19 protein-coding genes are annotated in these 20,138 nt (G+C 41.9%); 1 reads left to right on the top strand and 18 read right to left on the bottom strand.

Going from position 1 to position 20,138, the window contains the following annotated elements:
* Positions 1 to 16 precede the first annotated feature (16 nt).
* A complete protein-coding gene (locus ACH8E3_RS10540) occupies positions 17 to 1,756 on the bottom strand; it encodes a DAK2 domain-containing protein (RefSeq protein ID WP_458632592.1) in 1,740 nt (579 codons plus the stop codon).
* A gap of 343 nt (positions 1,757 to 2,099) precedes the next feature.
* On the opposite strand from ACH8E3_RS10540, the gene rpmB reads away from it, so the two are divergent.
* Complete coding sequence (gene rpmB, locus ACH8E3_RS10535; protein ID WP_458632591.1) at positions 2,100 to 2,288, top strand: 50S ribosomal protein L28; 189 nt, start codon at positions 2,100 to 2,102, stop codon at positions 2,286 to 2,288.
* Between the two features lie 128 nt (positions 2,289 to 2,416).
* On the opposite strand, the gene spoVM is transcribed toward rpmB, so the two are convergent.
* From spoVM to dapF, 17 genes are all read right to left on the bottom strand, one after another.
* Complete coding sequence (spoVM, locus tag ACH8E3_RS10530; protein WP_068659829.1) at positions 2,417 to 2,497, bottom strand: stage V sporulation protein SpoVM; 81 nt, start codon at positions 2,495 to 2,497, stop codon at positions 2,417 to 2,419.
* A 207-nt stretch (positions 2,498 to 2,704) separates the two neighbouring features.
* The gene (gene rpe, locus ACH8E3_RS10525) at positions 2,705 to 3,364 is read right to left on the bottom strand and encodes a ribulose-phosphate 3-epimerase (RefSeq protein WP_458632590.1); all 660 of its coding nucleotides are present in this window, start codon (positions 3,362 to 3,364) and stop codon (positions 2,705 to 2,707) included.
* A 5-nt stretch (positions 3,365 to 3,369) separates the two neighbouring features.
* Complete coding sequence (gene rsgA, locus ACH8E3_RS10520) at positions 3,370 to 4,293, bottom strand: ribosome small subunit-dependent GTPase A (protein ID WP_458632589.1); 924 nt, start codon at positions 4,291 to 4,293, stop codon at positions 3,370 to 3,372.
* A gap of 54 nt (positions 4,294 to 4,347) precedes the next feature.
* Entirely contained in the window at positions 4,348 to 6,405 is a 2,058-nt protein-coding gene (gene pknB / locus ACH8E3_RS10515) for a Stk1 family PASTA domain-containing Ser/Thr kinase (protein WP_458632588.1), read from the bottom strand.
* On the bottom strand, positions 6,402 to 7,178 hold the full coding sequence (locus ACH8E3_RS10510) for a Stp1/IreP family PP2C-type Ser/Thr phosphatase (RefSeq protein WP_458632587.1): 777 nt from the start codon (positions 7,176 to 7,178) through the stop codon (positions 6,402 to 6,404). Before ACH8E3_RS10510 ends, pknB begins: the two co-directional genes overlap by 4 nt.
* Before the next feature lie 7 nt (positions 7,179 to 7,185).
* Positions 7,186 to 8,226 (bottom strand): 23S rRNA (adenine(2503)-C(2))-methyltransferase RlmN, encoded by a 1,041-nt coding sequence (gene rlmN, locus ACH8E3_RS10505; RefSeq protein WP_458632586.1) that lies wholly within the window; start codon positions 8,224 to 8,226, stop codon positions 7,186 to 7,188.
* Between the two features lie 153 nt (positions 8,227 to 8,379).
* The gene (gene rsmB / locus ACH8E3_RS10500; protein WP_458632585.1) at positions 8,380 to 9,762 is read right to left on the bottom strand and encodes a 16S rRNA (cytosine(967)-C(5))-methyltransferase RsmB; all 1,383 of its coding nucleotides are present in this window, start codon (positions 9,760 to 9,762) and stop codon (positions 8,380 to 8,382) included.
* Complete coding sequence (fmt, locus tag ACH8E3_RS10495; protein ID WP_458632584.1) at positions 9,759 to 10,697, bottom strand: methionyl-tRNA formyltransferase; 939 nt, start codon at positions 10,695 to 10,697, stop codon at positions 9,759 to 9,761. The genes rsmB and fmt overlap by 4 nt, the downstream gene beginning before the upstream one ends.
* Before the next feature lie 7 nt (positions 10,698 to 10,704).
* On the bottom strand, positions 10,705 to 11,187 hold the full coding sequence (def, locus tag ACH8E3_RS10490; RefSeq protein ID WP_458632583.1) for a peptide deformylase: 483 nt from the start codon (positions 11,185 to 11,187) through the stop codon (positions 10,705 to 10,707).
* A 65-nt stretch (positions 11,188 to 11,252) separates the two neighbouring features.
* Entirely contained in the window at positions 11,253 to 13,793 is a 2,541-nt protein-coding gene (gene priA / locus ACH8E3_RS10485; RefSeq protein WP_458632623.1) for a primosomal protein N', read from the bottom strand.
* Positions 13,793 to 15,013, bottom strand: a complete 1,221-nt coding sequence (coaBC, locus tag ACH8E3_RS10480) for a bifunctional phosphopantothenoylcysteine decarboxylase/phosphopantothenate--cysteine ligase CoaBC (RefSeq protein WP_458632582.1) — start codon at positions 15,011 to 15,013, stop codon at positions 13,793 to 13,795. The genes priA and coaBC overlap by 1 nt, the downstream gene beginning before the upstream one ends.
* Before the next feature lie 117 nt (positions 15,014 to 15,130).
* Positions 15,131 to 15,346 (bottom strand): DNA-directed RNA polymerase subunit omega, encoded by a 216-nt coding sequence (rpoZ, locus tag ACH8E3_RS10475; protein ID WP_458632581.1) that lies wholly within the window; start codon positions 15,344 to 15,346, stop codon positions 15,131 to 15,133.
* Between the two features lie 45 nt (positions 15,347 to 15,391).
* Positions 15,392 to 15,973, bottom strand: coding sequence for a guanylate kinase (gene gmk / locus ACH8E3_RS10470; protein WP_458632622.1), 582 nt, complete (start codon positions 15,971 to 15,973; stop codon positions 15,392 to 15,394).
* 13 nt (positions 15,974 to 15,986) lie between these two features.
* On the bottom strand, positions 15,987 to 16,247 hold the full coding sequence (gene remA, locus ACH8E3_RS10465) for an extracellular matrix/biofilm regulator RemA (RefSeq protein WP_006209218.1): 261 nt from the start codon (positions 16,245 to 16,247) through the stop codon (positions 15,987 to 15,989).
* Positions 16,248 to 16,310: 63 nt separating this feature from the next.
* Positions 16,311 to 17,207, bottom strand: a complete 897-nt coding sequence (locus tag ACH8E3_RS10460) for a YicC/YloC family endoribonuclease (protein ID WP_458632580.1) — start codon at positions 17,205 to 17,207, stop codon at positions 16,311 to 16,313.
* Positions 17,208 to 17,242: 35 nt separating this feature from the next.
* The gene (locus ACH8E3_RS10455; RefSeq protein WP_458632579.1) at positions 17,243 to 19,120 is read right to left on the bottom strand and encodes a bifunctional homocysteine S-methyltransferase/methylenetetrahydrofolate reductase; all 1,878 of its coding nucleotides are present in this window, start codon (positions 19,118 to 19,120) and stop codon (positions 17,243 to 17,245) included.
* A 114-nt stretch (positions 19,121 to 19,234) separates the two neighbouring features.
* On the bottom strand, positions 19,235 to 20,071 hold the full coding sequence (dapF, locus tag ACH8E3_RS10450) for a diaminopimelate epimerase (protein ID WP_458632578.1): 837 nt from the start codon (positions 20,069 to 20,071) through the stop codon (positions 19,235 to 19,237).
* Between the last annotated feature and the right edge of the window lie 67 nt (positions 20,072 to 20,138).

Genomic DNA, 20,138 nt, shown 5'->3' with positions numbered 1-20,138 from the left:
CCCCCCTACATCATATTTAAGATTCAACTGAGAATAAATAATAATAGATGGGTTGCCCACCCTTATGAATCTCTATCTCTGCTCTGGGATACTCTGATTGCAACCAAGCTTCGAGTTGAGATGTCGTTTGCGGGTCAGCTTCTTCACCTGCTAGAACCGTTACAATCTCATCATGGTTCACCAACATCTGTGATAGCAAATTTTGACATGCACCCAGCATATCTTCATTAGCCGCTACGATATTAGAATTATGAATACCAATATATTGTCCAGCCTTAATCTCAAGCTCATCAATGACAGTATCTCTAATAGCATGAGTAATCTGGCCAGACTTCACATGCGCTATAGCAGCCAGCATATTTTCGGCATTGTTCTCATGCGATTCTTCCTCAGAAAAGGCAAATGCAGCAGCCATACCTTGCGGAATACTTTTACTTGGGATTACCGTAACGTTACGTTCTCCCTCCAATAGTTCCTTTGCTTGCTGTGCAGCTAGGATGATATTTGAATTGTTAGGAAGTAAATAGATATGTTCTGCTGAAATAGACGAGATCGCATTGACGAAATCCTCCGTGCTTGGATTCATCGTTTGCCCACCAAAGAGAATAGCATCTACACCCAAGCTTGTGAAAATATCCGTGATACCTTGTCCAGAGGAAACCGCTATGAAACCATATGGTGCCATTTCATCGGCGGGTGGTTCTGCTGGATTCGGTGTCAAAGCTTCTGTCTGGACGGGAATATCTGCAAATAATTCTGGCATCGGTGAACCATCGAGGCCATTTGACAGCAGATCACGATGTTGCTCTCGCATATTCAAAATATGAATTTGTGTGATTTCGCCATATTGTAAAGCATAATTCAGAACTTCGCCTGGCGATTTAGAATGCACATGAACTTTGATAATCTCATCGTCTGCGATGACAATAATGGAATCGCCATTGACTCCAAGTGCCTTACGAAAATGATCTTCATCAAATACAATCACTTGCTCCCCACCAAGTTGACGATTAATAAAGAATTCCATATCGTATAGAAATTCGATATCCTCCGTCTCCAAACGTGATTGAGCACTCAATGGTACACTTGGAATAGCTGTCATAGGTTGAACTGGTGATAGGTTAACTATTGAACCAGCGCCACCTTTCAAATGCTGCAGAAAGCCCTCGTAAATGTACACAAGTCCTTGTCCACCAGAATCCACCACACCTACTTGCTTAAGCACAGGCAACAACTCTGGCGTATGTGCCAAAGCTTCCTTAGCTTTCATAAGCACTTGCTCCATCAATTCAACGATGTCATTACTGCGTCTAGATATATATAGCGCATGCTTGGCAGCTTCCTTAGCTACTGTGAGTATCGTGCCCTCAACAGGCTTAACAACGGCCTTGTAAGCCGTATCAACGCCAACCTGCAATGCGGCCGCGAACTGTTGTGTATTCAATTCTTCTGAATTAGCTACATAACGACCAAATCCACGGAATAATTGTGACAGAATTACACCGGAATTTCCCCGTGCTCCCATAAGAAGTCCTTTGGATAATACACTGGCATTATGTCCTATCGATGCAGAATTATTCCTTTTTAGTTCAGTAACACCTGCGGTCATGGTTAGATTCATGTTTGTTCCCGTATCTCCATCAGGTACAGGAAATACATTTAGAGAATTCACATGTTCTGCATGTTGTTGTAGTTGTTCCGCTCCGAGTATAACCATCGCGGTAAAATCAGTTCCATTCAAAGAACGCTTACTCAAGTGTGAAATCCCCTTCCTAGCTTGATACACCAAGAACTAGCTTCAATTATTTATAATTCATAATACTACATTTACTATCAAAGTTCGCGCTTTCTTTACCATTCATGAAATTGCAAATATAATTTTAGATGTTCACCCCTAGGCTATGTGTTATCAATAAGAAAACTGCACTATAATTCAACTTATATTAGTCCCATACTATAATAATATAGGTTATACAACATTGTACTATAAGTATGAAAAGAAATAAATGTTTTTACGATGGTTGACTAAGCATTTTTTGCTGTGATACTATATATAAGTATTGTTTAGGTAAGTGTATTGGAACAAGGAGGTGTAATCTATGTCTCGCAAATGTTATATTACAGGTAAAAAACCAGGCACTGGTAACCATGTATCTCACGCCAACAACCGCAACCGTCGGACTTGGGGCGTTAACGTACAGAAAGTCCGTATTTTGGTGGATGGTAAGGTAAAACGTGTTTATGTTAGCACACGTGCATTGAAATCAGGTAAAATTGCTCGCGCATAATGCCAACAATAGCATATAAGCAAAAAGCACCTTCTTTTGAGTAGGTGCTTTTTTGGTGTCTCTGACCGAGTCCGCTACGCTGCGGTCAGAGTTTTGTGCAAAGGTTACACAATAGGGTAGAGTTAGTGTCAATTTTTATTAAATGTGTTCAGAATGGCTTTGACAAATCCCCCCAAGAACCTTGGTAGCTTGAATGTGTAAAATTTCATGTCTCATCCTCCCCATCATTCTCATGCCTCTCCATATGCATCCAGTGAGCCTTCACTATGACTGGCAACAAAAAAAGGCTACATGAAAATTCTGCTCATGTAACCATATTTATGCGAAGACAACACGGCCTATGACTTATAGGTGTTGTTCGGGGAATCATAATTTGAATATCAAGAAATTGGATGACTTAGAAAGCCCTACTTCTACTAACCTTCCACACTACTTCTAATCTGTGAAATAGCTAACGCTCTATCCGCTTGTCCAAACACAGCACTGCCTGCAACTAGCACATCTGCGCCTGCTTTAACAACAAGTGGTGCCGTCTGCGCTGTAACTCCCCCATCTACTTCAATATGCACATCGAACAAGGAGGCCTCATCTAACATTTGACGTATTGTGCGTATTTTATGCAGTGTACGCGTGATGAACGTCTGCCCGCCAAAGCCCGGATTCACAGTCATCACTAATACCATATCCAGATCGGGCAATACTTCCTCTAAGACCGACGCAGGTGTGCCAGGATTGATCGCAACCCCAACTTGTACGCCAAGCTCTTTAATCATATGCACTACACGGTGTAAATGAGTACAAGCTTCTGCATGAACCGTAATTATCTTCGCACCAGCTTTTGCGAAATCGGCCACATACAATTCCGGGTTCTCGATCATAAGATGCACATCAAGAGGTAACTTCGTATGATACTGAATAGCATTCACAATAGGAGCACCAAGCGTAATATTCGGAACAAAATGACCGTCCATAACATCTACATGGATCCAGTCTGCTCCTCCTGCTTCTGCTTCGGCTACTTCCATTCCTAATTTGGCAAAATCAGCTGACAATATCGATGGGGCTATTTTGATCATATATATTAGTACCTCCGTTTTTTATCCTTCATTTCTCCATAGAAATTCGCATAATTATCATAACGAATTCGTGAGATGTCACCTTCATTAACAGCATCAATCACCTTACATCCCGGTTCGTGTAGATGGCTACATCCTCGAAATTTACAATGATCTGAATACGGTTTAAACTCAATAAAGCATGATGATAAATCTCCGACTTCCATCTCAAGGAAATCCAATTGGCTAAATCCAGGCGTATCTGCAACGAATGCTCCGTTATCCAATTCGATGAGTTCAACATGGCGAGTGGTGTGTTTACCTCGACCTAACTTCATACTTATCTCATTCGTTTCCAAATCTAGACTAGGCATCAGAGCATTAAGTAAGGATGACTTACCCACACCTGACTGCCCTGAAAACACACTGATATTTCCCGCAAGACGTTCACGTAATTGATCTTGTCCCATACCCGTACGAGAACTGGTTAGAATCACCTCGTACCCTATTTGTTCATAAAGCTGCTGTACGAAATGAATAGGGTCTTTCTTATCCAATGCCTCACCCGCTAACAAGTCCTGCTTCGTTAGACAAATGATAGCCTTCAGTCCCGAGTGTTCAATGTGCACAAGAAACTTATCTAGTAATGGCAAATTCAAATCTGGCTCACGTAAAGAAAATACGAGAACAGCAAATTCTACATTAGCAACTGGTGGTCGAATTAACTGGGAGTGCCGTGGCTTAACTTCAGTCACGGTACCCTCATCATGATCAGATAAAGAATATACGACATGGTCTCCTACCAAAGGAGTAATGCCGCGTTCTCTAAATACACCACGCGCTCTACATTGGATCGCACGTTGTCCTTCTGTCGTTACCGCTCTGCCATTGGCAATAGGCTTAACGTAATAATAACCACTTAACGCTTTAATGATTACACCATCTGGCATGTTACATTGACCTCACTTTCACAAGGACTCAGATCATGAGATATAACATAAATGTTAATCTTCATTATCGGGGTCAGGATCGGACTCAGTATTTCCTTCACTAACAGGAGGAAACAGATCATTATGAGGAATCTCTACTTCTTGAACCAAACCATTCTTCGCATCCGTATAAGAGATTGGATACGTATCGAAATACTCTCCATCTCGAGACAGATATACTACCGCATCCTTGTTAGGTGCAAGAACGAGTTCAACTGGGAATACTTGTGTCGTTGTTATGGTCTTTGTGCCCCAATCCTTCTTCTCACCATCATCATTACGAGCATCAGAGTATTCAATTCGAATCTTACTGTTCTGACCCTCAACAGCCGGCGCTACAGGTAGATTGAACGTATACTTCAAAGCTTCCGGAGGGTAACCAGTACTTACGAATATTTTAATTTCTTCCCCGACGGTTACAGACGTTTTAGCATCGTATGGCCACTGTCTCGCTACTTTCCCTACTTCTATCTTGTAACTTGGTTCTTCTTCAACAGCTAATAATACTAAACCAAGCTTTTTCAATTCACTTTCAGCTTTACTACGAGTCATATTGATGAGATCCGGCATTTCGATTGTTTCTTGCCCTTGACTAACGGTCAGAACAACTTCAACATCTTCAGGATCAAATTGAGAATCAGCTTCCGGTATTTGTCCGATGATCGTGCCTTCGGGTTCGTCATTATACTTGAGCTCTTTTTTTATACTCTTTTCTTTCACCTTGATAGCAATAAGCTCTTTGGAAGCTTCATCAAAAGTCTTACCCTTAACATAAGGCATAGTAGCAAGTGGTTTAGCCGTGCTAACAAACAACCTGATCATTGCGCCCTTTTTAACTATTGTACCTTCTTTCTTACTCTGATCATATACAACACCCTCTTCAAAGCCCTCTTTATACGTCCGAATGATAGGGTCCTCAATCTCAATACCGAGTGCGGTTAGATCAGCTACTGCTTTGATTTCTTGGACATTGATTACATTAGGAATCGTTACTTCTGGAACTACAAATTTATGATTCACATACCAGATGACTCCGACCATACCAATGAGTATCAATAGTATCACACTGATTAATAATGTTGGTTTAACCCATTTCTTATTATGCTGTACCTCTGTCAACTCATCCTCACCTTCGTCAAATAATTTATTTGCTCTGATGGTTGAGGCTTCTTTATTCATATGTTTAATCGCAGGCATTGCCCTTGTTTGATCTATATCAGCATCTGCAAACATAATTTTAGGTTCATTACGACGCTCAGGTTGCAAACAAGTGTCTAGATCCTTGAGCATTTCTTTAGCAGAATGATAGCGTTCACTGGGATTTTTACGCATGGATTTCATAATGATATTCTCTACACTTTGTGGAATAAGTGGATTGACACTTTTAGGATCATCGAACTCTTCTTGTAAATGTTTCAATGCTACACTAATTGGACTTTCTCCTAAGAATGGTAAAGTACCTGTCAACATTTGATATAATACGATACCAAGTGAATATATATCCGACTTCTCACCCGTTATAACACCCTTAGCATGTTCAGGAGAGAAATAATGAACCGAGCCAAGAACTGACCCCGTTTGTGTAATCGTTGTTGATGTGACTGCACGGGCAATACCGAAGTCCGTTACTTTCACACGACCATTACGACCAATCAATATATTATGAGGCTTGATATCTCGATGTATGATTTGGTTCTGATGGGCATGATCAAGTGCATCACAAATTTGCGATGCAATACGCACTGACTCTTCAACCTGTAATGGAGCACGCTCCTTGATGATTTCATTCAAGTTGTGTCCTTCTATATATTCCATTACAATATAATGTATTTCATCTTCTTGTCCTACATCATAAATATTAACTACGTTCGCATGCGACAAAGAAGCGGCCGATTGTGCCTCTCTGCGAAAGCGGCGAATAAATTCATCATCATCCACGAACTGCTGGCGCAGCACTTTAATGGCAACGTTACGGCCTAACAAAATATCGTGAGCTTTGTATACGAGCGCCATACCACCTGCGCCGATTCGCTCAATAATCTCATACCGACCGCCTAACTCGTGCCCAATCATGACTCCCTCTCCTTTATGCGTTCCACTACGGCTTCATCTTGAAGTTCAAACAGGGCCATTGTAATATTATCATCGCCACCTGCAAGAAGCGCTAATTGCAATAACCGTTCTGCTCGTTCTTCTAGTGGTATTTCCTGTAGCCCAGCAATTTGACCCAAATATTTATTGTTCACCATATTGCTAAGACCATCACTGCATAGAAGGAGTACTTCCTGTTCGGCAAGTGTTACGTGATCGAATTCTGCTGTGACTTCGGTGTCCGTGCCCAATGCTTTCGTAAGAACATTCCGTCTTGGATGCGTCTCTAATTCTGATTCTGTTAGCTGTCCATTCTTATACAATTCATTCACAAGCGTATGATCATCTGTCAACTGTACAGCCTTGCCCTCTGTCACTTTATAGGCACGACTGTCCCCTATATGTCCAATCCAGCCTGAAGCACCGTCTAGTAATATGACGACAATCGTTGTCCCCATATTATGGCACTGTGGATTGTTAGAAGCTTCTTGATGTACAACGTGGTTCGCATGAAGAATGGCATCACTAAGAGCCGCATGAAGAGCATTAGAAGACATCCCTTTCTCAAGAGACGATAAATCTGCTAATACAGTATCCACAGCAAGCTGGCTTGCCTTTTCTCCAGCCATATGACCACCCATACCGTCTGCAAGAATTCCAAGGGTGTATCCAGAACTAGTTACACTCACATTCACGGCATCTTCATTTATAGACCGAACGTTACCAATATGACTAACATGTACATACTTGATCACAATTACCTCACCTCAACTCCATATGCTTAGCCCGTAGCTGTCCACAGGCGGCCGCAATATCATGGCCTTGTTCACGGCGAATGGTCACATTCACTCCGTTATCTGCAAGTATTCTTTGAAATTGGAAAATATCACTGCGTGATGTACGTACATATTTACGCTCTGGCACATGGTTGACTGGAATGAGATTGACATGGCATAGCATATCCTTGATTACATCCGCTAGCTCTTGAGCATGCTCCGGCTGATCATTAACGCCACCGATTAACGCATATTCAAATGAAATTCTGCGACCTGTCTTGGCTAGATAATATCGCAAGGACTCCATCACATCTGCAAAAGGAAAACGTCGATTCACAGGCATTAACTTCGATCTTAAAGCATCGTTAGGTGCATGAATAGAAATCGCAAGGTTAATTTGGGTATTCTCATCAGCGAATTTATAAATATTAGGAACAATCCCACTGGTAGATACCGTAATGTGCCGCTGACCAATATTCAAACCTTTCTCATGAATCATTATTCTTAGAAACTTCATCGATGCATCATAGTTTTCAAAAGGTTCTCCTGTGCCCATAATGACGATACTACTAACACGTTCATTTTTTTCATCCAATATCTTTTGAGCTTGGACGACTTGTGCAACAATTTCGCCAGCCGTTAAGTCTCTCTTTAAACCACCTAATGTAGATGCACAGAATGTACATCCAACTCGGCAACCCACTTGCGTTGTCACACAGACGCTGTTTCCATAATTATGTTTCATAATAACGGTCTCAATCGCATGATCATCGTGTAGACCAAACAAAAATTTAACAGTCCCATCCTTGGATTCAAATTTCGTGATTTCGCTCAGTGTTACAAATTGAAATTGATCCTCTAGCTTTTGGCGTAATTCCTTGGACAAATTATTCATGTCTTGAAAAGAGTTGACTCTTTTTACGTATACCCAGTCAAAAATCTGACCGCCTCGAAAAGTAGATTCGCCGTTCTCTTTAGCCCATTCTTGTAGCTCTTCTAGACTATAATCATATATAAATGGTTTCATGTTTTCCCACCCGCTTATTTTATTCATATGCATATCATCTCTCATTCTTCCTATTTTAACACAAATAAAAGTGATATTAAAAGAGAAAACCCGCTATAGCTTATGCCCAGCGGGTTAAGAGGATACACAACTGTTGATATTGATCTCCCCATTTTAGGAGATTCTTTGAATTCTTGCAATAAAAAATCCATCACTTTTGAAATCCTGAGGTAATATCTGTAATCCTACGCCACGAGATAACGTATTGCTATTCAGATTTTTCCAAGATACTGGATCATCTGTCGCCATTTCGAATTGCGGATGCTTAGCTAAGAATTGTTGCACCATTTCTTCATTCTCTATACGGTCTATCGTACAGGTGCTATATACTAGAATACCACCCACTCGCAACAACGGAGAAATACGCTCTAACAACTCACACTGCACAATGGCAATCTTCTCAATATCCTCTTTTGTCTTGACCCATTTCAGATCAGGCTTCCGACGAATAACACCAAGCCCCGAACAAGGAGCATCCACAAGAATACGATCAAACGATCCTTCTTGGTATTTGTCTTGCAATTCCAATGCGTCCCCGATTGTCGTCTTAATCGACGTTAATCCTAATCGATCGGCTTGTTGGCGGATTAACACTTCTTTATGCGGATATAGATCATTAGCAACAATGGTGCCTTCATCCTTCATTAATTCTGCCATATGAGCTGTCTTACCTCCGGGAGCAGCACAGCAATCCAATACCCTCATGCCTGGCTTAGGACCAACAGCATCTGCGACTAACATGGAACTTTCATCTTGCACGGATAATATTCCTTCGCGATACCACGCTGTCAAAGCCATATTCCCACCGCTCGTGACAAGAATTCCTTCCGCGGTTAATGGGGAAGGAATGGCTACGACACCTTGCTTCCCCATATCCAGAAGCAATTGTTCGCGACTAATCATCATTGTATTTACACGCACACTAATGGATGGTGGTTCATTATTCGCAGCACATATATTCTCAGCTATCTGTTCCCCATACTGCGCTATCCAACGTTTAACTAGCCATTTGGGATGCGAGTGTTGTAATGATATTCTCATAGCTGGCTCAAGGTCCTCAGGTAGTACCAACTCATCTATACTACGCAATATGCTTCGCAACACACCATTGACCATACCAGAAATACCTTGGTGTCCTCTATTCTTGGCAATATTGACAGCCTCATTGACTACAGCATGTGGTGGTATACGATCTAAATACATGAATTGATATAGACTGATTCGCAATAAATTACGGACCCAGGGCTGCAGCTTGTCCATCCCTTTAGTTACATAACGTCTCAAGAAGTAGTCCAGCGTGTTCAGACGCGCAATTGTACCATATACTAACTCTGTAGCAAGAGCAGCATCCTCTTTGATGAATGAGGCTCGTTGTAATCCTGCATTTAATTGCAAATTACTATAAGCCCCTTCTTCTTCAACCTTTGTTAATACATCCATAGCTAGTTCTCGTGCGGTCCATTGATGACCTTTAGCCGGTCTACGATCTTTACTCATAACAACACCGTTCCTTGAACCATACTGGTCCCACGGATAAATGCTTTTGCCTCTAACACTTTTTTGCCACTTGGCTGAATGCTAGTAAGCCAGATCGATCCGTCCCCCGTCTTCACTTCAATGCCTTGTTCATTAAGATTCAGAACTGTACCTGCATCTACGGATTCAGTGGATGAGGATTCAACATTCATTGAGGTTGCCCATACTTTGAACACCTCACCTTCCCATATGCAGAAAGCCCCCGAAAAGGGAACCAGGCCTCTTACCTGATTATAAATATCGCGTGAACTACGATTCCAGTCTATTTGTTCGTCCTCACGTTTAAGATTAGGAGAGTAGGTAGCTTCAAGATCGTTCTGAGGTATTCTCTTCACTTCCCCTGTAAGAAGATTAGGCAACTGATCCTTAAGCAAGGAAGCACCCACGAGACTCAATTTCTCGAATATCGTTCCCGAAGTGTCTTCTTCCTCAATAGTGACCTCTACCTGGGCAATCATATCTCCTGTGTCTAGACCCTCAGCCATATACATCAATGTCACGCCTGTAACAGCTTCACCATTCATAATAGAACGCTGAATAGGAGCCCCTCCTCTATACTTAGGCAGCAAGGAACCATGGATATTCACACATCCACGAGATGGTAGGTCTAATACAGCTATGGGAAGAATTTGTCCATATGCTGCTGTCACGATCAAATCTGGTTGATAAGTTGCCAGTTCATCCACAGCTTCTGTATTGCGCATACGTACAGGTTGTAACACGGGAATTCCGTATTCCAGAGCAACTTCCTTCACTGGCGTTGGAGTTAGAATCCGCTTGCGACCTTGTGGACGATCGGGTTGTGTCACGACGGCCACAACATGATGTCCTTCTTCCAGCAACATGCGCAGACTAGGAACGGCGAAATTCGGAGTCCCCATAAATATGATATTCATGTGTTGATCATTCCTTCCCTAGTCGTTCGGCAGTAACCTCGTATACACTCTCGGCGATATCCGTGAAGATTACACCATTAAGATGATCGATTTCATGCAAGAACGCACGGGCTAATAGCCCACTTCCTGTGATCATGATTTCTTCTCCCTCTGGATTTAGCCCCTTGACTGTCACCGTCTCGGCACGACGAACATCACCGTTCACCCCTGGAATACTAAGGCAACCTTCAGGACCGAACTGTTCTCCTTCAGAGGATACTAATTCAGGATTAATCATTTGGATTAATTCATTCTCATCCCCAACATCAATCACTATTAATCTTTTCAAAATACCGACTTGGGGTGCAGCTAGACCTACGCCCTCAGCATCATACATCGTATCTGCCATATCATTCAGCAATTTCTTCACATTTGGTGTAATGCTCTTAACTTCTTTAGCTATTTGATGAAGCACTTCATCAGGTTCTAACACAATAATTCGAATAGACATGAATTGAACACCTTCCTTAACCGTTGTTATATATTATTGTACGTTATTGTCATATCATGAGTACCTTACATTAACATTTGGGGATCAATGTCGATACTAATTTGAAGATTTTTATCATGAACAGAATCTTCTATCTGCTGAGCAGCATCCAGAACGAGTCCAATCGCATCAATGTTCCCACGCCATTTTATCATACATTGGAATCTGTATCTATTCTTAATCCTAGGGATCGGTGAGGCTACAGGCCCAAGAATATCTAATGCGTCCGGGGTTAATCGATCAAGATTGCCGAACCAACCGCGTTGTCTAGCCTTTCCTTGCATTGTCATAGCCATATTCTCCGCCATTCTCAACAATAACGGAAGTTGTTCGTGCGACATAGTAACAAGAATTAACCGACAATAGGGCGGATAATGTAGCGCTTGACGGTGACGAAATTCATCTCTTACAAATGAGGTGTAATTATGACTGCTAGCATGCACGATGGAATAATGCTCAGGTGTATAAGACTGGATAAATACTTCACCAGGCAAATGATGACGACCTGCACGTCCGGCAACTTGAGTTAACAGTTGAAATGTCTTCTCTGCCGCACGGAAATCTGGAAGGTTAAGCGCTGAATCCGCTGTAATGACACCCACTAAGGTGACATCTGGGAAGTCCAACCCCTTCGCAACCATTTGAGTTCCAAGTAGGACATCCGCTTTACGATCTCCAAATTGTTTCAACAACTTCTCATGTGAACCCTTTTCTGTTGTCGTATCAACATCCATTCGAATGACACGAATGCCTGGGAATAACTTGGCTAGTTCCTCCTCAACACGCTGTGTACCCGTACCAAAGAAACGTATATGTTCGCTTCCACAGTCGGGGCATACCTGTGGTGCGGGCTCCGCATGACCACAGTAATGGCACCGTAAATGATTCGACTTCTGATGGTATGTTAATGAAATATCACATTCTGAACACCCCGCAACATAACCGCAACCACGGCACATGACGAATGTAGAATAACCTCTTCTATTCAACAACAGCACCATCTGTTCTTTATTTTCTAATCGTTTGATAATCGCCTCATGTAGGCCACGACTGAACATGGATCGATTCCCAACTCGTAATTCCTCTCGCATATCTACGATCTGAACCTCAGGTAGTTTATTTCCTAATGCTCTCGTAGGCATCTCAAGTAGCCATGGTGAGAAATTCGGATTCGATTTCGATTTAGCTGCATGATATGTCTCTAGCGATGGTGTCGCTGAACCTAGAACAACTACAGCACCAAGCTGCTTAGCACGATGAACAGCAACATTTCTTGCATGGTATTTCGGATTTTCTTCTTGCTTGTAAGATGTCTCATGCTCCTCATCCACAATAATTAATCCTAGATTTGTAAACGGAGCAAATACCGCGGATCGGGCGCCTACCACGACAGTAGCTTTCCCTTCACGTATTTTGCGCCATTCATCATACCGTTCTCCTGCAGACAACCGGCTGTGCATGACAGCTACTAGATTTCCGAATCTCCCCTTGAAACGTTCAACCATTTGAGGTGTCAAGGAGATCTCAGGCACAAGTACGATAGCTTGTCTATCTTGTTCCAGACAACGCTGTATACTTTGTAAGTAAATTTCCGTCTTCCCACTACCTGTCACACCATGTAATAAGAATACATCATGTATCTGATCATCTAACGGTTGAATAATACGGTCATAAGCATGTTGTTGCTCTTCCGTAAATATAAGTGGTGTAGTTGATTTAAATTGACGACCTGCATAAGGGTCACGTGATACCTCTATATCCAACATTCTGACATATCCTTTATCCGCAAGAGTCTTCACTGTACTCGAAGTCACTTGTAGAGCAGAAATGATTGTTTTCATAGATAATGGAAGAAGATCCTTCGAATCCAGAATGAATTGAAGCACTTCTTTTTGCCGAAGCGCCTTCGTTGAGAATTGATTCATAATATCTTGCGTCTCGTCAACACTGAATACTAAATCAACAGCTTTAATCGTTTTCTTCTGTAACTTATCTTTAATATATTGATTCTCTTGCAGCATACCTCTGCGAAGTAAAGATTTGATCGCAACACTCGCATCAGGAAAAGCATTCCTTAGTTGTTGCATCGTCACTTCAGCTTTGCGTTTAACATATATAAGAATCTCATCTTCATCTCGACCACGAAATGATTGTTCTTCAAATAATGCAAGACCAGAATCACTTTCCACGATTGGATCAATATCTTGGTTAGCCACAGATATATATCGTTCCGCTTTTCCTTTTAGCGCCGTCGGAATCATCACCTGAAGCGCTGTAATGAGGCGACAGGCGTATTGCTGACTCATCCACTGGGCCAACTCTACCAATTCTTCTGAGAGGGGAGGAATCAGATCAAGCACTTCTTGTATAGGCTTCATTTTAAAAGATTCTATCTCCACCTGTGGGTGAATGGATACGACGAATCCTTGAACTGTACGATGTCCAAAAGGTACCCCTACTCGGCTCCCCACTTCCACCCAATCTTGCATCGATTCAGGAATCAAATAATCAAATGGTCGATCCGTTGCCTTGACCGATACATCGACAATGACCTTCGCTATTTCCATCAAGACTGTACTCTACCTATACGTGTAGCCGTTATCGTGAGCAAACGTTGGGCAACTTCCTCTTTGGAGAGTGTTGGCAATTGTTCTACCAATCCATGAGCGTCGTAAATCTGTACAATATTCGTGTCCGAACGAAATCCTGCACCTTCTATCGTCACGTCATTAGCAACCATCAAATCACAGTTTTTGCGAGCCAATTTCTCACGGGCATATTTCTCTATGTCATTCGTCTCAGCTGCGAAACCGATAAGAAATTGTTGTTTTTTCAAGGTGCCTAGCTGTTCCAATATATCTATACTCTTCACTAATTCCAAGCTCAACCTATCTCCCGACTTCTTCATTTTGCGTTCCGCTACATCTCGGGGGCGATAATCCGCTACAGCAGCCGCTTTAATCAAGACATCACAGTCCTCCCATACCGTCATGACAGCATCATACATGTGCTGAGCAGATTGGACAGGAATAACATGAATACCGATAGGTGGTGCTACATCTATATGTCCTGCTACAAGCGTAACTTCCGCTCCCATCTCATGAGCTGCCTTGGCAATAGCCACACCCATTTTACCTGATGAATCATTTGTAATATAGCGAACAGGGTCAATTCTCTCTATTGTCCCGCCTGCAGTTACTACAACCTTTTTACCTTCTAGAAGCCGCGATTGTTGAGTTGTTGAGCCCGAGAAGAACGCCTCAATCATAGTAATGATATTCTCTGGTTCCTCCATTCGCCCTTTACCAACATATCCACAAGCTAATAATCCCTCTCCTGGTTCGATAAAAGACACCCCGCGCGTTCGAAGAATCCTCATATTCTCAATAACAGCTGGATGTTGATACATATGTACATTCATCGCCGGTGCTACCATAACGGGTGCTGTCGTTGCTAATAATGTTGTGGATAACATATCATCTGCAAATCCATGAGCCATTTTGGCAATGATATTTGCTGTTGCAGGTGCAATGATAACTAAATCGGCTACATCTGCTAGATGAATATGTGACACTACAGAAGGCTCTCGCTCATCGAAAGTATCACTATATACCAGATTCTTGGACAGTGTTTGTAAGGTTAACTCCGTTATGAATTGTTGCGCTGAAGTTGTCATGATCACATGTACATCCGCACCTTTTTGTACAAGCTGACTAACTAGCGTTGCCGCTTTATATGCAGCAATTCCTCCTGTAACACCCAACACTATTTTTTTACCATGCAACATGTGCACTCCCGCCTTTCATCTGGAATACAAAAAAAAAACAACAACCTTACGGTTGTTGAGTAATGAACCTTTATGTGCAACTTTACAACAACTTGTTATTCTAATGTATTATTACAATTATTTGTTGTTTTCTTCTTCTGTACCAGGTACAATCACGATCATATCTGCGTAGATCTCTTCAAGAGCTACCCCTACATTCTTATGTGATTTCGGCGCGCTCAACATCGTCTTTCCGCCTTCACGTAATTGTCTAGCACGACGGGAAGAAGCTACCACTAACGAATACTTACTATCAACTTTGTTCATCATCGCATCGATGGAAGGATATAACATGATAGGACACCTCTTCTTTTTTATTGAAGTTCTATGGTAGCAGATTTAGCTATCACTACTTCTAACCTTACAATGTTCGGCTATTACAATAGATTCTATTCGTTTGCATGCTTGATCAATCTGATCATTCACTACAGCGTAGTCATAATGCTCCAACAGATTAATCTCATCAAGCGCAACGGCAAGTCTGTTATTGATTGTAACCTGGCTTTCTGTTCCACGTCCTTTAATCCGATCTTCCAGTACATCTAATGATGGTGGAAGTAAGAATATGAAGACACCTTCTGGGAACTTTTCTTTCACTTTCAGCGCACCTTGCACTTCAATTTCAAGAATGATATCTTTACCGCTCTGAAGCGTCTTTTCCACAAAATCACGAGGTGTTCCATAATAGTTACCAACATATTCAGCATATTCGAGCAATTGATCATTCTCTATCATATTCTCGAATTGTTCACGCGTCTTGAAGAAATAATTGACTTCATTCTCTTCACCCAAGCGAGGAAGACGTGTTGTTGCGGATACTGAGTATGTTATATTATCCATTTTATCCCGTAATGCATTGCACACCGTTCCTTTACCAACTCCCGAAGGACCTGATAAGACAATTAACAATCCTTTAACCATTCTGTTCTCCATCTTATTCGTCATTGTCATCATCTTTACTAGATAAGCGATGAGCTACTGTCTCTGGTTGTACTGCTGACAAAATAACATGATCGCTGTCTGTAATAATGACCGCTCTTGTACGTCGACCGTAAGTTGCATCAATGAGCATATGCCGGTCTCTAGCTTCTTGAATGATACGTTTGATCGGTGCAGATTCTGGGCTAACGATGGAAATAATACGATTCGCTGAAACGATATTCCCGAAGCCAATGTTAATGAGTTTAATTGCGATTGCCATATCTGAGTTCTTCCCCCTATACATTTGACACAATGCTGTCCATAAATGCACACTTACTTATTCAATATTTGCAGTTTGTTCCCTCATCTTCTCCAGTTCCGCCTTCATTTCTACAACACGGGTCACTATAGAAAGATGATTCGCTTTGGAACCAATGGTATTGACTTCCCTGTTCATCTCTTGAATCAGAAAGTCTAATTTCCGTCCCACTGCTTCTTCGGCAAGAAGTAATTCCTGACTTTGCACGAAATGACTCTGAAGTCGAATTAACTCTTCATCAATATTAGATCGATCTGCATATAGTGCAATCTCCATTCCAAGCTTGTGTTCATCAAGAGTGAATGGTGCATCCTCTAATTCAGATAGTCTTTGTCGAAGTTTAGCGCGATGTTCCTCCACTACATGTGGAGCAAAGGTTACCATCTCATCATGCAATTCTTGCAATCGCTGTAATCGCTGTGCAATATCTTGTGCTAAATGTATCCCTTCCTTACGACGCATCACCATCAGACTTTCAAGGGAAAGATGAAGTCCTTCCAGAAGAACTTCGCCCCATTTCTCGATATCCACGTCATCCGTGATGGGGAGCTGCTCTGCAGGAATAATACTATTAGGCAAAGCAAGTATATCCTTCACTGTCAATGTACCTTCCAGACCATATTGGGTATGTAGCACTTCAACAGCTTGCAAATACGCTTTAACGGCGGAATGATTCAATGCAACACTTGTTGCATTGTCCATTTCCGCCTCTTTATGAATATGAATATCAATCCTTCCGCGCTTCACGTACTGCTGCGCTGTTCTTTTCAGAACATCCTCGAAACATGTCCATTCCCGAGGCAGCCGAAGTACAACTTCACAGTAACGATGATTCACCGATTTGATCTCAATTCCTACCTTATAACCTGCAAATTGCAGACTCGATTGACCGAATCCGGTCATACTGTATGACATCGGCACCACATCCATCTACCTATTGTAATTGATAACTATGAACGAAACAAGGGGGAGAGCTCACGTCCAGACTTCTTCCATACATACTCTGTCAATTGAACACTCATCTCATAAAATAAAAATGGTGTCATAATGTAGATTCCATTAAAATGTTTCATGGCTTCATCAATCAACTCTTTCGCAATAGAAACACCCATCGCTCTTCCTTCTTCACCTTCTAATCCAGCCATACGCGCAAGAACCTCTTCAGATAGCAGAATACCTGGAACTTCATTATGAAGATATTGAGCATTTCTACCACTTGCAAGCGGCATAATACCTAGAAAGATTGGTGTATCTAAATGTGCAGTGGCTTCTTTAATCGCAATGATTAATTTCGGATCATAGACAGGTTGAGTCATGATATAATCTGCACCTGCGGCAATCTTCTTTTCCAATCGTTGCACGGCTTTATCCAAATGTTTGACGTTCGGGTTAAATGCTGCTCCAACCATGAACTTGGCCTTTTGTTTCAATGGTTTCCCAGAGAACGCGATGCCTTCATTCAGCTGTTTAATCATACGAATAATCTCGAAAGAGGTAAGGTCGTATACAGAACTAGATCCAGGTAAATCACCGAACTTCGCCGGATCCCCTGTTACTGCTAGGACATGATCAATACCTAGTGCATCAAAGCCCATAAGATGAGATTGCGTTCCAATCAAATTGCGATCGCGACAAGCGATATGAATAAGTGGACGAATTCCAATCTGATCTTGAACGAGATACCCTAACGCCATATTACTCATACGTGTAACTGCGAGGGAGTTATCAGCTAATGTCAAAGCATCACAACCAGATTTTTTCAACGCCTCGGCTCCACGCATAAATTTCTTGATATCTAAATCACGAGGTGGATCAAGTTCCACGATAACGGTATGCCGTTGCTTCACAAGATCAACGATTGTTGGTTCATCATCCTGATCATTAGATCCGCTCTCAATATAGTCGTATGTTACGACGGGTGTAGCTATTTTATATACAGCATTCTTATCAATCGGTTTAGGAACATAACCTTTTAAAGCATGCGATATTGCTGTAATATGTTCCGGTGTTGTCCCACAACATCCCCCTACAATCCGAACACCCATATCTGCAAATCGCACGGCCATTTCCCCGAAGTATTCAGGCGTTGCTGTATAGCGAATCTCACCGTCTACTAGATCTGCCACACCGGCATTAGGAAATACGGACACTGGAACCGTTAATTGGCCACTGAGGGTCTCCACCGCACGCATAATGCCATTAGGCCCTGTACGACAATTGAACCCAATGATATCTGCGCCTTCTTGCTGTAGAATCTGAAATGCTTCGGGCATCGTATATCCATCTAAAGTTCTCGCCACATCCTCAACAGCAAACTGGCAAATGACAGGAATATTACTTAATTTACGAACTCTGGAAAGAGCAATAAGTATTTCTTCTACATCATAGAATGTTTCTAGCAATATACCATCTACACCCTCATCAAGAAGAATAGATATTTGTTGTTCGAAATATTTCTTTAGTTCTTTCGTAGAAACATTCGTGCGCTTGCCACCGCGGATTGAACCTACAGCCCCTACGACATAACCTTCAGATCCAGCTGCATCTCTAGCGATCCGAACTCCTGCTCGGTTAATCTCTTCAACTTTGGCTTCCAACCCATATTTGGACAACTTATCATAGTTAGCAGAGAAGGTGTTCGATTCCAACACTTGTGCTCCTGCTGCCCTATAACGACGATGTACATCCGCAATGACATCAGGTGAAGTGAGGTTAAGTTCTTCATAAGATATTCCAACAGGAAATCCCATCTGGTATAGGTAAGTACCCATCGCACCATCCCCGATAAGCACATTATTCTCTAATGCCTTTCGCAAATCTGGCTTCATGATTACCCTCCATCATCAACATTGTTTCGTATAAATGTATCATACATCACTATGAAAGATAAGCATTTTCCTATGAAAAAATGATAGTTTCACAAAAGAGTGCATTCTAGTCCGCTACAAACAGATCCATCCGGTATATACTTCTGCGGCGCACCCAGTCATGTACACATGGTTATCCGCCTCATTCCACTCAATGAATAAGTCGCCACCCGCAAGGCTAATCGTCGCTGATCGGTCTGTCATTCCATTCAGAACAGACGATACAAGCGTGGCACAAGCTCCCGTTCCACACGCAAGCGTGGGTCCAACGCCACGTTCCCACACGCGCATATCCACATGGTTGCGATTAAGCACCGTAACAAATTCCACATTTACTTTTCGAGGAAACATGGGATGAACCTCAATTTGTGGCCCCCAATTCTCTATTTCAAAAGATGCAGCATCTTCAACATAAATTATACAATGAGGATTACCCATAGATACTGCGTTAACTCGAAACTCTCTTTCCATGATCGTTAACGGATAATCTACGATTGGATCTAAAGAAAGTGTCGTTGGTATGGAGTTTCCATCGAGTATGGGTTCTCCCATGTCTACCATTACTTTATGAACACGTCCATCTTGGATGAACAGGCGAACCTGTTGCACACCGGCTCCAATCGTTTCAATCGTTAGTTCATTTCCACTTATATATCCGCGATCAAATACATACTTGGCAACACAGCGAATCGCATTTCCACATTGTTCTGCCATTGAACCATCTGAGTTAATAATGATCATTTGAAAATCTGCCATCTTGGACTCGACAATAAAGACAAGCCCATCTGCTCCTATACCCATATATCGATTGCATAAATGAACAGCTAACTCATTTGCATTATTAGGTAACTCTTTTTCTCCATATATAATAATAAAATCATTGCCTAGTCCATGCATTTTTGTGAATTCCATTAGCCTTAACCTCCTACAGGGAATACATTATTGCAATTAAGCATAACGTATTCCCGCAGGATCAATC

The sequence above is a fragment of the Paenibacillus sp. CMAA1364 genome, assembly GCF_054373195.1.
Note: the sequence above shows the minus strand (reverse complement) of the source record. Positions and strands in the feature narration are given on the sequence as shown.